Source organism: Paraburkholderia sp. GAS42 (genome assembly GCF_050436565.1).
Taxonomy (GTDB): domain Bacteria; phylum Pseudomonadota; class Gammaproteobacteria; order Burkholderiales; family Burkholderiaceae; genus Paraburkholderia.
Window position 1 is genome coordinate 319,891 of sequence record NZ_JBNDML010000004.1, and the last position, 12,985, is coordinate 332,875.

Annotated in this window: 12 protein-coding genes; 8 read left to right on the forward strand and 4 right to left on the reverse strand. The window is 60.6% G+C overall.

Annotated features, from left to right (window positions below; all coding sequences use genetic code 11):
* Nucleotides 1-140 precede the first annotated feature (140 nt).
* Nucleotides 141-1,832 carry an aspartate-alanine antiporter gene (aspT, locus tag P3T16_RS08775; RefSeq protein ID WP_429341938.1) on the reverse strand — a complete coding sequence of 564 codons (1,692 nt, stop codon included), beginning with the start codon at nucleotides 1,830-1,832 and terminating at the stop codon, nucleotides 141-143.
* Nucleotides 1,833-2,077: 245 nt separating this feature from the next.
* Between aspT and P3T16_RS08780 the strand changes: the two genes are divergently transcribed.
* From P3T16_RS08780 to P3T16_RS08790, 3 genes are all read left to right on the forward strand, one after another.
* Nucleotides 2,078-2,497: a DUF1801 domain-containing protein gene (locus P3T16_RS08780; protein ID WP_429341939.1), complete on the forward strand. Its 420-nt coding sequence runs from the start codon at nucleotides 2,078-2,080 to the stop codon at nucleotides 2,495-2,497.
* Nucleotides 2,498-2,789: 292 nt separating this feature from the next.
* Nucleotides 2,790-3,008 (forward strand): hypothetical protein, encoded by a 219-nt coding sequence (locus P3T16_RS08785; RefSeq protein ID WP_429341940.1) that lies wholly within the window; start codon nucleotides 2,790-2,792, stop codon nucleotides 3,006-3,008.
* A gap of 42 nt (nucleotides 3,009-3,050) precedes the next feature.
* On the forward strand, nucleotides 3,051-3,329 hold the full coding sequence (locus P3T16_RS08790; RefSeq protein WP_429341941.1) for a hypothetical protein: 279 nt from the start codon (nucleotides 3,051-3,053) through the stop codon (nucleotides 3,327-3,329).
* 31 nt (nucleotides 3,330-3,360) lie between these two features.
* On the opposite strand, the gene P3T16_RS08795 is transcribed toward P3T16_RS08790, so the two are convergent.
* Together P3T16_RS08795 and fusA are read right to left on the reverse strand one after the other, a co-directional pair.
* Nucleotides 3,361-4,905 (reverse strand): phospholipase C, encoded by a 1,545-nt coding sequence (locus P3T16_RS08795; RefSeq protein WP_429341942.1) that lies wholly within the window; start codon nucleotides 4,903-4,905, stop codon nucleotides 3,361-3,363.
* Between the two features lie 648 nt (nucleotides 4,906-5,553).
* On the reverse strand, nucleotides 5,554-7,605 hold the full coding sequence (fusA, locus tag P3T16_RS08800) for an elongation factor G (protein WP_429341943.1): 2,052 nt from the start codon (nucleotides 7,603-7,605) through the stop codon (nucleotides 5,554-5,556).
* Nucleotides 7,606-7,813: 208 nt separating this feature from the next.
* On the opposite strand from fusA, the gene P3T16_RS08805 reads away from it, so the two are divergent.
* The 3 genes from P3T16_RS08805 to P3T16_RS08815 all read left to right on the forward strand — a co-directional run bounded on the left by P3T16_RS08805 (nucleotide 7,814) and on the right by P3T16_RS08815 (nucleotide 10,887).
* Nucleotides 7,814-8,299 (forward strand): aminoacyl-tRNA deacylase, encoded by a 486-nt coding sequence (locus P3T16_RS08805; protein ID WP_429258523.1) that lies wholly within the window; start codon nucleotides 7,814-7,816, stop codon nucleotides 8,297-8,299.
* A gap of 82 nt (nucleotides 8,300-8,381) precedes the next feature.
* The gene (locus tag P3T16_RS08810) at nucleotides 8,382-9,119 is read left to right on the forward strand and encodes a BON domain-containing protein (RefSeq protein WP_429258524.1); all 738 of its coding nucleotides are present in this window, start codon (nucleotides 8,382-8,384) and stop codon (nucleotides 9,117-9,119) included.
* Between the two features lie 25 nt (nucleotides 9,120-9,144).
* Nucleotides 9,145-10,887 (forward strand): tetratricopeptide repeat protein, encoded by a 1,743-nt coding sequence (locus P3T16_RS08815; RefSeq protein WP_429341944.1) that lies wholly within the window; start codon nucleotides 9,145-9,147, stop codon nucleotides 10,885-10,887.
* A gap of 24 nt (nucleotides 10,888-10,911) precedes the next feature.
* Here the strand turns inward: P3T16_RS08815 and P3T16_RS08820 are convergent, their stop codons facing one another.
* Entirely contained in the window at nucleotides 10,912-11,286 is a 375-nt protein-coding gene (locus P3T16_RS08820) for a DUF2784 domain-containing protein (RefSeq protein ID WP_429258526.1), read from the reverse strand.
* A gap of 177 nt (nucleotides 11,287-11,463) precedes the next feature.
* Here P3T16_RS08820 and P3T16_RS08825 point away from each other — a divergent pair, with 177 nt between their 5' ends.
* A complete protein-coding gene (locus P3T16_RS08825; protein WP_429258527.1) occupies nucleotides 11,464-11,688 on the forward strand; it encodes a CDGSH iron-sulfur domain-containing protein in 225 nt (74 codons plus the stop codon).
* A 240-nt stretch (nucleotides 11,689-11,928) separates the two neighbouring features.
* A complete protein-coding gene (locus P3T16_RS08830) occupies nucleotides 11,929-12,942 on the forward strand; it encodes an ABC transporter substrate-binding protein (protein WP_429258528.1) in 1,014 nt (337 codons plus the stop codon).
* The last annotated feature ends 43 nt before the right edge of the window (nucleotides 12,943-12,985 follow it).

Genomic DNA, 12,985 nt, shown 5'->3' on the forward strand with positions numbered 1-12,985 from the left:
TGGATAAGTGGAACAAGAGTCTTGTCAAAGGACTTTGTTCTTATCGAGTTTTTTGCCGGAAGATTCGTTATAGCGTTCGACGTGCAGTCGCGCTCATTGAGCGCCAGGTGCGGGCAAAGTAAAGAAGCTGAATCGGGGAGTCAGGTCAACAACATGATGATGACCATCCCCCAGATCGTCAGCAACGTATTGCCGACCGCGTAGGTGACGGTGTAGCCCAGTCCCGGTACCTGACTCTTTGCAGCGTCGCAGATCATGCCCAGTGCGGCTGTCGTCGTTCTCGCCCCGGCGCAGATGCCGAGTAGCAGCGCCGGATGAAATTTGAAGACGTACTTCGCGATGAACATCCCGAGGATCAGCGGTACAGCCGTCGCGAAGATGCCCCAGAGAAACAGGCTGATGCCCAATTGCTGAAGGCCTCGAACGAAGCCAGGGCCAGCCGTTACGCCCACTACCGCGATGAAGACGTTCAGGCCGACGGAGTTCATGAACCAGATAGTCGGCTCAGGAATGCGCCCGAAGGTCGGATGGATCGCCCGCAGCCAGCCGAACACGATACCCGCGATCAGTGCACCGCCCGCCGTCGACAACGTGATCGGAACAGCGCCCACCTTGATCACGACGGCACCGATCAATGCCCCAAGCGTAATGGCAAAGCCGACGAAGGCGATGTCCGCGGCATTTGTCGGCCGGTCGAGCACACCGAGTGTCTTTGCTGCTGCAGTGGTGTCCTGCGTGCGCCCCACGAGCGTCACGGTATCGCCACGATGCAACTGGGTGTTAGGCAACACCGGGATTGGCGTTTCGGTCGCGCCGCGTTTGATCTTGCGAAGGAATACCCCGCGCGCGGCCGGCAGCGTCCCAAGTTCCCTGAGTGTCTTGCCTTCTACTTCCTTGTTCGTCACGTAGACGTCGACGCCTTCGGCAGGCACCGCAAGCAGTTCGGGATCGTCAACCTCGGCGCCCCGCGATCCCAGTACCTGGACGAGCTGCTCGCGGCGCCCGATGATGGCAACCACGTCCCCCGGCTGCAGCACATCGTCGATCTTTGCCTCCTGCACGACGCCGCCGCGCCTGATGCGCTCAACGTACAGCCGCATCCCCTCGGGTGACGTCGCTTCCGCTTGCGCCACGGTCATGCCAACGACGGCACCCTGGTCCGCGATCCGATAGGCACGTAACGCGTACTGGTGCCACGCCTGACCTGTGCCACCCAGCTCCTTCTCTCCGCCGAACCTAGACTCGTATTCCTTGCATGCCGCAACCAGGTCGATGCCAAGCAGTTTGGGGCCGAGCGTCGCAAGGATCAACGCGGATCCGATAGTGCCGAATATGTAGGTCACGGCATAGGCGGTTGGCATTGCGTCCAGCAGACGCTTTGTCTCGTCGGCCGGCAGGCCCACGCGATTGATGGCGTCCGTGGCAAGGCCCATTGACGCAGAGATGGTCTGGGATCCCGCAAATAGTCCTGCCGCTGAGCCGACGTCATATCCCGCGATTTTTGCCGCAACATAGGGCGCCGCCAGACACAGTACACATTGAACGACCGAAAAGATCGCTTGTGGCAAACCGTCCTTCGCAATGCCACGTACGAACTGTGGCCCGACGCCATATCCAACGGCGAACAGGAACATAAGGAAGAACACAGACTTGACGTTTGAGGAAATGACGATGCCCAACTGACCAATTGCAATGGCAGCAAGGAGGGTTGCCGTCACCGCCCCGAGGCTGAAGCCGCGATAACTCTTGCCGCCGACCCAGTATCCGACTCCCAGTGAAAGAAAGATGGCTATTTCCGGGTAACTACGCAATGTCGCTGTAAACCATGACATACGCACTCCTTCTGATTGATTGTTAGAAGGATCATTAACAGATGGTGCGGGACTGGCGTGGTGTATTCAGGAAGGCGAGCGAATGCTGCGCGATGAGCGATGGATGTAAGATCGAAGTTATCAGTCTAGGATATAAATCGCCAAAATCCACTTAATCTTGCTGCTTGCGTCTCATATAGTAAGGTGGTCGCTACATTACTATTTGGTCGCATGAAGCGGACCAGAATTCGAGGCATAAGGATCCAATGAATCCATCGGAACGTATTGACGAGCTGATCGCAGCACTCACAGACTGGCGTGGCAAAACGTTTGCCAGCATCCGCAAAAGCATCCTTGCGGCCGACCGGGAGATAATCGAAGAATGGAAGTGGATGGGAAGCCCGGTGTGGTCTCACGACGGAATGATCGCGGTCGCCAACGCCCACAAGAACAAGGTGAAGCTTACCTTTGCCCACGGGGCGAGCCTGCCGGATCCTGACAAGCTGTTCAACGCGGGCCTCGAAGGCAACGCGAGACGAGCGATCGATTTTTTCGAGGGTGATAAGCTTAATGAGCTTGCTCTAAAAAATCTCGTCCGTGCCGCTGTTGACTACAATCAGATCAAGTTGAAGAAGAAAGCCTCTGCGAGTACTCAAGCGAAAGTACCCAAAAGTAAAAGAACATGAAGCTATAGCTTTTTCTCGCGTGTGTCTCGCTGACTCGAGTCCGCCGTTTCAAGGGCGTGCATGCCAGGATTCCTCCAGGATACCGACGGAGGCCACGATGTGGACCTGTCGAAACTGCAATGCGGGATTCACCTTGGATCAGGTCGAGGCGGAAGTCGATGAGCAAGGATTTTTCTTCCTCTGTCCAGCATGTGACTACAGAAATAAGGTCGTGAGCCTCGGCCGGGACGCGAACGGGAATCTCCAGCTTGTCCAACGCGACGACGAATAGCGCAATCGTTTGGAGACAGCCATGCATTTCGACTACCAGCAGTTCCACATCAACGCGTCGCCGCTTGATGAAGGCGGCCACTACTATGCCCGCGCAAAGATCTACCGGCGCGCCCCGGTGGGCGGCGAGGCCGTCGAGGTGAAGTATTCGGGCGACCTCGGCGATTATCCCTCCGACGCGGATGCTATTGAGGCGGCGAAGCGCTGGGCGATCAAGTGGTGCGACGAGAACCCGGCTTAGGCCGCGCGCCATGATTCATCGAGAATCCCGGTGGAGACTGATATGGCCGAAGGGAACGAGCGATTTGAAGAGCACAAAGGTTTCACTATCCGGGTCCTGGTTGTTCCGGAGTATGCGCCGCACCTACCAGACATCCGGTTCGGGTATGTCGGATACGTTTGTCGCCCCAGCGCCGATATTCGCTATTCGCCTAGCAGGGTGAATTTCTCTCACGCGATACCTGACCTGCCCGATGCGGAGGCCGCGGAGCAAGCGGGGTTTGCCGAAGGGCGGTCGATCATCGACGGGTCGCATCCGGACCTGTCGGTTGATGGTCTTTGATTTCGCGCGTCGCCCTCCGACAAGGCGCCGGTCAACGATCGAATGCGGCAATGAGGCCCGTGCGCTCATCGAGAAGCAGTCGGCCTGCACGTGGACCACCGTCAAGATCGAGGAATCCATTCAGCGACCCTGCAACCGCATCGGCAGAGCCATTGCCGATGCGCGGCACGCCCCAGTTGTCCTCGATGAAGCGGATGATGGAGGACTGGTCGGTCACCTGATGGTCGATGTAGTTGGTCTTCGCCCACGGAGAGATCACCAGCAACGGCAGCCGCGGGCCGTAGCCGCAGCGTCCATTCTGTGCGCCGCCCGCAGGGTCGCTCTGCTGTGGCTGACCACAGCTTCCCGGGGCCAGCAGTTGATCGTCAACCGTGCTGGACTGGTAAACCACCGGCCCCATCACGTGGTCGTACCAGCCGTCGGAATCGTCGTAAGCAATGACGATCACCGTCTCGCGCCACTCCGGTGAGCGCATGACGTCGTTGACGACGCTCACGATAAAGGTTTGCTCGTCCAGTGGATCGGAATATCCGGCGTGCCCGTCCTGGAATGCCCGCGCCTTCAGGAAGCTCACCGCCGGCAGGTTGTGATTCGCGAGCGCAGTGTGAAACCGGCTCAGGTCGTACTGATGGTTTGCCTGGTCAGTCTTGCCGATCGCTGCATCGGACCCCGGCGGCAGGTGGCCCGCGTTCTGCGTGCTCTTCCAATACTGAAAGAATGCGTGGTGCGGTATGTAGTCGGCGCCGGCGCTACTGCCCGATACGTTGTTATGGGCAAGCGTGCAGTTGTCAAAGCCGCCCATGAACGCGCCCCAGGTGATGCCTGATGCGTTCAGGCGGTCGCCAATGTTCTCGCCAGACATGACGATCTGAGCTCGCTTGGGATTTGAGCAGACATCGCCTGCCGGATCCGGATCGCCGATGACTGCTCCACTCGTGGACCCGTTGGCTATATTGCCGCTCGCCGACATGCCATTGGTGACTGTTCCCATCCATGTCGTGCCTGCGACGAGATTCAGGAGGCCAGGGGTTGACGGACCGAAGCTCGTTCCGAACGAGTTGTCGCTCATGGCGTAGTGCTGGGCGTAGTTCCACAGCGCAGTCACCGTGTTGCCGTCGTAGTAACCGAGCGTGCTGTTTGCCCCGATGTTTGCGTCCTTGCAGCTGTGCGCGAGGAATCGGTCCATGAGTCCGCTGTGAAATGCGTACTGCTCGTCCGCGTAGCCGTGATCCTGATCGCAGGTCACCGGCACGCTGCGGTCAATGCGAAACGGATTCGCCCCATTGGGGTTGTGAGCAAGCAAACCTGCGCTCAACAGCGTGTTGGCCCTCGGCGTGTCGTCCCGCGCCTTTTCGAAGAAGCGCGAGCCATCGTTGTTTGGATGTGCATAAGGATAGGTGCCGAAGTAGTGATCGAAGGAAACGTTCTCCTGAAAGATCACAACAATGTGTTTAACAGGCGTCCGGGTGGGCAGGTCTCCATCGGCTCTGGCGGGAATGGACGCCAGCAGTCCAGCGCTCACAATGACCGCCAGTATCCTGGCCGACGTAACATACCGGGGCTTCAGCGTTTCCATGTGCGGATTCTCCTGGATCGATTGGCAATCACGGGGGGAAAGATTCTGGCAAACAGCTTGTCGAAACGATCGATGACGCGGCGGTCAATACGAGAGCGCTGGACTCAGGGTAGGCAGGGGGTATGACACTTGAGTGACGTTCGCGCCAACTTGTGGCCAGGATTTCGTGCCACCACACGGACGAGCATCTTCAGAAAGCGGTAAGCGTTTCGCGAAATGCTGAAGCCAGCGAAGGGACGCCGCCTATACGCGAAGTGCGCAAGGCACGGAAAAAGTCCGATACGCCGCGCCTTGCGCAAGCCCTGCGTGAGTATCGTACCCACCCGGGCGGTGTCGGACTGCAGCACATCCGGCTACAATTCTCGAGCCGCGCGGGCGGGTACGAGCCATCATCCTCACATCGCCATATTGCTGGAAGGTGACGGACAAATTACTGTGGCGTGCAGCCGCCTGGCGAATCTGCCCGACTCTCCAGGGAGGCGCCGTCGCAGATGCGAACGCCGCTACGACCCGCCGGATTCACGATTGCTCCAGGGAAAGGGTGATGCTCTCCCCGCCGTCCGGAATTCGCATTTTCTCGATTGCCTGCAGGAGTCGTCGCTTGCCGGGTTCGAAGGCGAGAAGGCGTTGACGCGACCGGCATGCCACTCATGGCGCCGCCCCGTCGCCCTGTTTTTTGTGCTGCGACGCCATCCGCTCCTGCTGGGCGGGGGGCACCGGATCGTAGTGGCTGAGCTGGATGCTGTAGTTGCCGTGCCCGCCAGCGATGGCGTTCAGACGCGACTGATAGTCGTTGAGTTCGGACAAGGGCACCTGCCCCGCGACGACCACAGCGTTGCCGGCGGCCGTACGTGTGCCATGGACCTGCCCGCGCTTCGCGGACAGGTCGCCGATAACGTCACCCATCACGGCTTCCGGCGTCATCACCTCGATGTCCACGATGGGCTCGAGCAGGATGGGTTGGGCTTTCAGCACCGCATCGATGAAGGCCTTGCGCCCGGCGGAGACGAATGCCACTTCCTTGGAGTCGACTGAATGGCTCTTGCCGTCGAAGACGGTGACTCGCACGTCCTGCATCGGGAAGCCGGCAAGCGGCCCGCTGTCGATGACCTGCAGGATGCCTTTTTCCACGGCGGGCATGAACTGGCCGGGGATGGCGCCGCCCTTGACGGCGTCGACGAACTCGAAACCCGTGCCTCGCGGCAATGGCTCCACGCGCAGCATCACTTCGCCGAATTGCCCGGCGCCGCCGGTTTGCTTCTTGTGACGACAATGCCCCTCGGCTTTGGCGCCGATGGTTTCCCGATAGGCGATCTTCGGTGGCCGCGTCACGACCTCGAGCTTGTACTGCTCGGATAGTCGCTCCAGCATGAGGCGCAGGTGCAACTCGCCCAGGCCTCGTACCACCGTCTCGTTGGTGCCGACCGGGTGTTCGATGCGCAGGCACGGGTCTTCCGCACTCAGCTTTTGCAGAATCTCCCAGAGGCGCTGCTCGTTGCCCCGGCGCGCAGGCTCGATCGCCAGCCCATAGATGGGCGTGGGGAAGTCGAGCGGGGTCAGGTGGATGTCGCCGTCCTCGGGGGCGTCATGCAGCACGGCGTCGAAGCCGATCTCGTCGACCTTGGCCGTGGCGCAGATATCGCCTGGACCCGCTTGCTGGACGTCCACGTGCTCTTTGCCCTGCAGCATCATCAGATGGGCGACCCTGAATGGCTGGCGCCCGTCACCGATATAGAGCTGGCTATCGCGCCTGATCGTGCCCTGATGGATGCGAAACACGGCCATCTTGCCGATGTAAGGGTCCATGACGATCTTGAAGGCGTGGGCCAGTACATGCTTGTCGGCGACCGGTTCGGCGCGCACGATTTCCTGGCGGCCGCCCGCATCACGGTAGAACAGCGGCGGGTTGCCTTCCATGGGATTCGGCAGAAGCCGGGCGAACACATCGAGCAATTCCGCGATGCCGGCGCCGTTGGCCGCTGACGTGAAGCAGATCGGCACCAGATGACCTTCGCGCAGCGCCCGCTCGAAGGGCTCGTGCAACTGTTCCGGGTTGATGGCCTCGCCTTGCTCCAGGTAAAGTTCCATCAGGGCGGGGTCGATCTCGATCACTTGATCGACCAGCGCATTGTGCGCAGCAGCAACAGACAGGAAATCGGCCTCGCCCGCAGGGTTGAAAAAGCAATCCACCACCTGGCGGCCGCTCTGCGCCGGCAGGTTGATCGGCAGGCATCCCATGCCGAAGGTCTCCTGGATTTGCGTCAGAAGCCCCGGAAGGTCGACCTTCTCGCCATCGATACCGTTCACGATGATCATTCTGCAGAGCTTGCGTTCCTCCGCCCACGCCATCATGCGCCGGGTGGTCAGTTCGATGCCGGTCTGTGCATTGATGACGATGGCGGCAGTCTCCACGGCAGGCAGGACACTGATCGAAAGTCCGGAAAAGTCCGGATAGCCGGGCGTATCCAGCAGATAGATGCGTGTCTCCCGGTGATGCAGGTGGACGACGGCGGAGTTCAGCGAGTGGTGATATTTGCGCTCGAGCGGGTCGAAATCGCAGACCGTGGTGCCGCGCTCCACGCTGCCGGGCGCGTGTAACGCGCCGCCCTGGTGCAGCAGCGCTTCAATAAGCGATGTCTTGCCGCATCTGGCATGCCCGACCAGAGCGATGGTACGGATGGCGTCGGGGCTGTAACGCATGGCCGCCCTCGTCCAGTAGTGGATGTGGGGCCATTATTCGCGAAAACGGACCTGCGTGCCATACCGGGTAATCGTCCCACTCGCTGTCACGCTTGCGCAGTCACAGCGCTGCCGTCAGCATGTTTTTCACACGCGAGCGAAAGCGAACTATCCTTAAGGAATCTTGCGCAATAATCTCCCGTTTCCTTCCTTCCAGAGGAGGTGCGTCATGTCAATGTCTGCCACTCTCCAGGACTGCCTGCTCAGCAAGGGCTCCCAGTACGAAATCGTGCATCATCCGCACAGCCATTCAAGCATCGAGACCGCGGCGGCAGCGCATATTCCCGGCGACCGCCTCGCCAAGACAGTGCTTCTTGAAGACGAGTACGGCTATGTGGCGGCTGTGCTGCCATCGACCTACGCCGTGCGCCTGTCCGAGCTTTGGGCAAAGACCGGACGCCGCCTCCTGCTGGCCAAAGAGGTCGATCTGCGGGAACTGTTCAAGGATTGCGACGCGGGAGCGCTTCCGCCGGTATGCACGGCCTATGGCATGCGAACTTATCTTGATGAGAGCCTCGCCCGGCAGCCGGACGTCTATTTCGAGGCCGGCGATCATGAAGCGCTGATTCACATGGGTACGGATCAATTCCTGGATCTGATGGACCGGGCCGAGCGGGCACACTTCGCCCGTCGCATGCACGGTTCACCCGCTTGACCGGCGCCCGCCTGATGCGGCAAGGCTTGCGCAGTGCGGCATAAATGGCGCTGCGTCACCCAACCTATGCGCGAGGCAGATCATGCAACGCAGCGATACGGTCTTGAAGCAGGTGCTGGCAGCCTTCGAACACGAATCACACCTGAAGCTCCCAAATCATCCCATTCATATGAGTTTCGACGGCGATGCCTTGACCGTGGCAGGCGAGGTGCCGGATATCGCCTCCAAGAAACGCCTTCTCCAGTTGACCCAGATACACAGCGAAGGAAAGCGTCTGGTTGACCAGTTGCGTGTCACCGTCAACCCGCCGGTCGCCGATGGCGAGCTGCGCACACGTATCTGTGAACGGCTGGCGCAGGCGGTGGATTTCCGCAACTGCGTGATCTGTGCGCGCGTCAAGGGCCAGCTCGAAGTGCTGCGCGGCACCATGGACCAGGCGGGCAACGACGGCAGCGGCGTCGTCGAAGTGACGGTCGAGGACGGTGTGGTGACGTTGACGGGGCAGGTGATCAGCCTGTCTCACAGGCGCCTCGCGAGTGTGACGGCCTGGTGGGTCGGCGGCTGCCGCGACGTGGTGAACCTGCTGGAGCTGGTGCCCGCCGAAGCGGACGGCGACGATGAAATTTCCGAGGCCTTACACCTGGTGCTCGAAACCGATCAGCGTGTGCGCGCCGAGCAGATCACCATCAATGTGGAAAACCACAGAATCACGCTAGCAGGCTGGGTGCCGACCGAAGCCGAAAGACGGCAGGCGGAACAGGACGCCTGGTGTCTGGATGCTATCGAGGGCGTCGTCAATCGCATCCAGGTGCGGGCCTGATCTGGCTGCAGACCCGCGCAGGGCAATGAGTGCGCGCAAGATTCTGTCTGGCGTGGTGATGGCCGTGTTGTCCGGAGGATGCCTGGCTGCGGATGCGGCGAGTTCGTGTTCTCCGGCGTTGTCCGAGGTCGATGTCAAAGACGGCCTCAAGGTACAGGCCGATTGCGGGATCCCCGTCCGAACCCTCAACCGCATGACCACTGGGTTGAACCGCGCGGTGAAGGGCGCCAGACTCTCCAGTGCCCAGATGGTCTCGCTCGCGAGAGCCGCCAACGTAATACTGGGTGCCGTACAGGCGCAATCGGGCCGCATCGGGCGCAGGACCGATGCCGCGTTCGCCAACATCGAACCGCTAATCGAGCGCCTTGCCGGGCAAATCACGGCGCGGCCTGACGCAGACGTGGTAGCCGAAGCCCGGAAATGGGCCGCACGTTATGAGGATCTGCTGCGCAGAGCTTCGATCGCACGGAGTTCCGATCCTCTTGAACTGCAGATATACGAAGCGCTCGAGCGCTTCGATCTGGATGGTGCATCGCAGCTACTGACGAGGCTGCTTGCCGAAAAACAGGAGGCCGCGCAGGTGTTCGCGGCGCGTTGTTATGAGGCTGGCGAAATCGGGTTGCTGCGCTTTACGCCGCAGGATGCACTGCCGTATCTGGAAAAGGCCTACGCGTTGCAACCGGAAGACACCGACACTGCGACTGCATTTTCCGACACTTTGCAAGAGCAACGCGAGTTTGAACGTGCGGAACCGGTTTACCGCGCGCTGCTGTCGCGCTATCAGGTGCTTGCGCAGGAGAAGCCCGCAGCCTGGCAACCCCAGATTGCGAGCACGCTCGACAAGCTTGGCAACCTCTACGTCGGGATGCAAAGGCCGAAAGAGGCGGAGGTCGCCTGGCTGCGGGCGCTGGATATCTATTGGCTACTGGCGCAACAGAACCCGGTGGCCTACGGGCCCGCTGTGGCAGAAACCTTCGACAACCTCGGCGCCCTGTATCGCGACACACAGCGCCTGAAGGAGGCGGCGGATGCCTACCGCGAAGCGCTGGATATCGATCGTGCATTGGCCTCGCGTGCCCCCGCGACCTACAAGCCCGATATCGCGACGACGCTCAACGATCTCGGCATCCTGTACGGCGCCACACAACGCATGAGCGATGCGGAGCAGGCGTATCGCGAGGCGCTGGACATCCAGCGGGCTCTCGTGCGAGGCAATCCCGCGGCCTGGCGCCCGGCGCTCGCGCGTACGCTCAACAACCTCGGGAACCTCTATAGCGCGACGCAGCAACGCCACGAAGCAGAGCACGCCTATAAGGAAGCGCTAACGATCCGGCAGCAGCTTGCCCGGGAGAGTCCAGCACTCTATCGGCCCGACGTGGCACGCACGCTCACCAATCTTGGCGCGCTCTATCGTGCCACGCAACGGCCTAAGGAGGCACAGCAGGCTTATCAGGATGCGTTGCAGATCTATCGTGCGCTCGCGCGGGAAAACGTCACTGCGTACCAGCCGGACGAAGCACGGACGCTGAACAATCTGGGTGTCCTTTTCAGTCACAGCGGGCACCCACACGAGGCGGAAGACGCCTACCGGCACGCACTGGACCTTTACCGTACCCTGTCGCGAGATAGTCCTCGGGCCTACCGTCAGGATGAAGCGCGGACACTCGGCAATCTGAGTTCGCTCCTCAGCCAGATCCAGCGACCGCGTGAGGCCGAGCAGGCGAGGCGTGAAGCAGCCCGTCTTCTCGACACAACGGAAGCGCCGTAGATCGCCCGGCAAACCGCCTTTGGGTTACGTGCGTTTTCGGGGCGGCACCCTGCGCCAGGTCAGCAGCACCACCAGAGCGAACATCACATAAGAGAGCGTAAACACCCAGACCGGCACATCGTAATAGAGCAGGCGGCTCACCCAGCGCTGGATGAAACCTTGCGGCCCAACCGAGCTGTTGCGCAGCCAGTCTTCCAGCACGGTCAGGGGGCAGGCTACACCCAGCAGCGACAAGGTCGACACCAGGCCGATCGCGAACAGATGAGCGAGCCGGAACAGCCGATGGCGTACCCATTCCCAATCGAGGCTCGAGCCAACCCAGATCGCCGCGAGTCCGCCCACGATAAAAAGCGCGAGCAGCGCGTGCATCACGAGCACCGCATCGGCGAGCCAGATCATGATGTCCTCACACCATCCGCGGCGAACTTCAGACTGGTTTTTGTGCGATGCCGCGATGCGCGCCGCGCCCTGGCGCGGTATCAGATATAGACTGAAACAGGACCTGTATCCGGGTTGCGGCATCGAGTGACCCGTACATGGGCGGGTCCGCGCGATTCACAATCATCGGAGGCGCAAATGGCAACTGCAATTATCACCCCCCGGAACGACGGCCCGTACTACATCAAGGGTGACTTCAAGATTACCACCCAGGGCGGAAAAAATATCGAGGTGGATAAGGATGAGGTCTGGCTATGTCGATGTGGCCACTCGCAGAACAAGCCATTCTGCGACGGTTCACACAGGAAGGCCGAGTTCAAAAGCAATCTTGACGAAAAGCCGCAGGAGGGAGAAACGCCCTGATGCATCCGTTGTTGTAGACAGGTTCGGCGCGGGCTTCGCACATCGCGTCAAGGACGCGAGGTGAACCGTTGGTTCAGCACGGGCCGGGCTCATGCCCGGCGGCGCGCTTGTCTCTCATGGAAATCCCGCATGGAACTTGTATCGCCGTGAAAGGCGAAAGAAGGATTCGCTCCCCTAGAATCGCCCCATCGATGCAGACAGGCGGCATTCCGCCGCGCCAGACAATAACGGAGACTATCGATGACCCCTAGCTTTCGCACGCTGCGCCATGTCGCCATTGCTTCCAGTTTGCTGTTCGGCCTTGCGTCGCAGAACGCGACGGCAGCCGATGGCGGGAAGATTACGATCATGGTCGGCGGCATCACGAAGCTGATTTATTTGCCGGCGCGCCTGACCGAACAGCTCGGCTATTTCAAGGATGAAGGGCTCGACGTCGAACTGCTGTCGCAGCCGGCCGGCGTCGACGCTGAAAACGAACTGCTGGCCGGCGCCGTTCAGGCTGTCGTCGGTTTCTACGACCATACGATCGATCTGCAAACCAAAGGCAAGGACGTCAAGGCGATCGTCGTGTTCGGCCAGGTGCCGGGCGAGGTCGAAATGGTGTCGACCAAAGCGGCCGAAACGGTCAAATCGATGGCCGACGTCAAGGGCAAGACGCTCGGTGTCACTGGCCTCGGTTCCTCGACAAGCTTCCTTACGCAATACCTTGCCGGACAGCACGGCATCCAGTCGACGGAATACACGATGCTGCCGGTGGGCGCTGACGCCAGCTTTATCGCGGCGATTAAACAAGGTCGCATCGACGCCGGCATGACGACCGAGCCGACCGTCTCGGCACTGCAAAAGTCCGGCGACGCGAAGGTGCTCGTCGACATGCGCTCGGTTGAAGGCACGAAGGCGGCACTGGGCGGCACCTACCCGGCCTCGAGCCTCTACGTCCAGGCGGCATGGGCCGATTCTCACAAGGCTGAAGCAGCAAAGCTTGCGCACGCGTTCGTTCGCACGATGCAATTTATCCACACGCATAGCGCGGAAGAAATTGCAGCGAAGATGCCTGACGACTATCAGAAAGACAAGCCGCTTTATGTGAGCGCGCTGAAAGCGTCGCTGCCGATGTTCACGGCGGACGGAAAGATGCCTGCGGACGGTCCGGAGATGGTGCTGAAGGTGCTGTCGGCATTCAATCCGTCGGTCAAAGGCAAGCATATCGAACTGGCAAAAACCTACACCAACGAGTTCGTCAGTTCGAAATAAATCGGCGCCTGCCGGCTGCGGTTGTCTATCTGTTGCAGCCTGA

Bases quoted from the DNA above. Each gene is read 5' to 3' on its own strand.
- aspT (WP_429341938.1), bottom strand. From the start codon at position 1,832: ATGTCATGGTTTACAGCGACATTGCGTAGTTACCCGGAAATAGCCATC.
- P3T16_RS08780 (WP_429341939.1), top strand. From the start codon at position 2,078: ATGAATCCATCGGAACGTATTGACGAGCTGATCGCAGCACTCACAGAC.
- P3T16_RS08785 (WP_429341940.1), top strand. From the start codon at position 2,790: ATGCATTTCGACTACCAGCAGTTCCACATCAACGCGTCGCCGCTTGAT.
- P3T16_RS08790 (WP_429341941.1), top strand. From the start codon at position 3,051: ATGGCCGAAGGGAACGAGCGATTTGAAGAGCACAAAGGTTTCACTATC.
- P3T16_RS08795 (WP_429341942.1), bottom strand. From the start codon at position 4,905: ATGGAAACGCTGAAGCCCCGGTATGTTACGTCGGCCAGGATACTGGCG.
- fusA (WP_429341943.1), bottom strand. From the start codon at position 7,605: ATGCGTTACAGCCCCGACGCCATCCGTACCATCGCTCTGGTCGGGCAT.
- P3T16_RS08805 (WP_429258523.1), top strand. From the start codon at position 7,814: ATGTCAATGTCTGCCACTCTCCAGGACTGCCTGCTCAGCAAGGGCTCC.
- P3T16_RS08810 (WP_429258524.1), top strand. From the start codon at position 8,382: ATGCAACGCAGCGATACGGTCTTGAAGCAGGTGCTGGCAGCCTTCGAA.
- P3T16_RS08815 (WP_429341944.1), top strand. From the start codon at position 9,145: ATGAGTGCGCGCAAGATTCTGTCTGGCGTGGTGATGGCCGTGTTGTCC.
- P3T16_RS08820 (WP_429258526.1), bottom strand. From the start codon at position 11,286: ATGATCTGGCTCGCCGATGCGGTGCTCGTGATGCACGCGCTGCTCGCG.
- P3T16_RS08825 (WP_429258527.1), top strand. From the start codon at position 11,464: ATGGCAACTGCAATTATCACCCCCCGGAACGACGGCCCGTACTACATC.
- P3T16_RS08830 (WP_429258528.1), top strand. From the start codon at position 11,929: ATGACCCCTAGCTTTCGCACGCTGCGCCATGTCGCCATTGCTTCCAGT.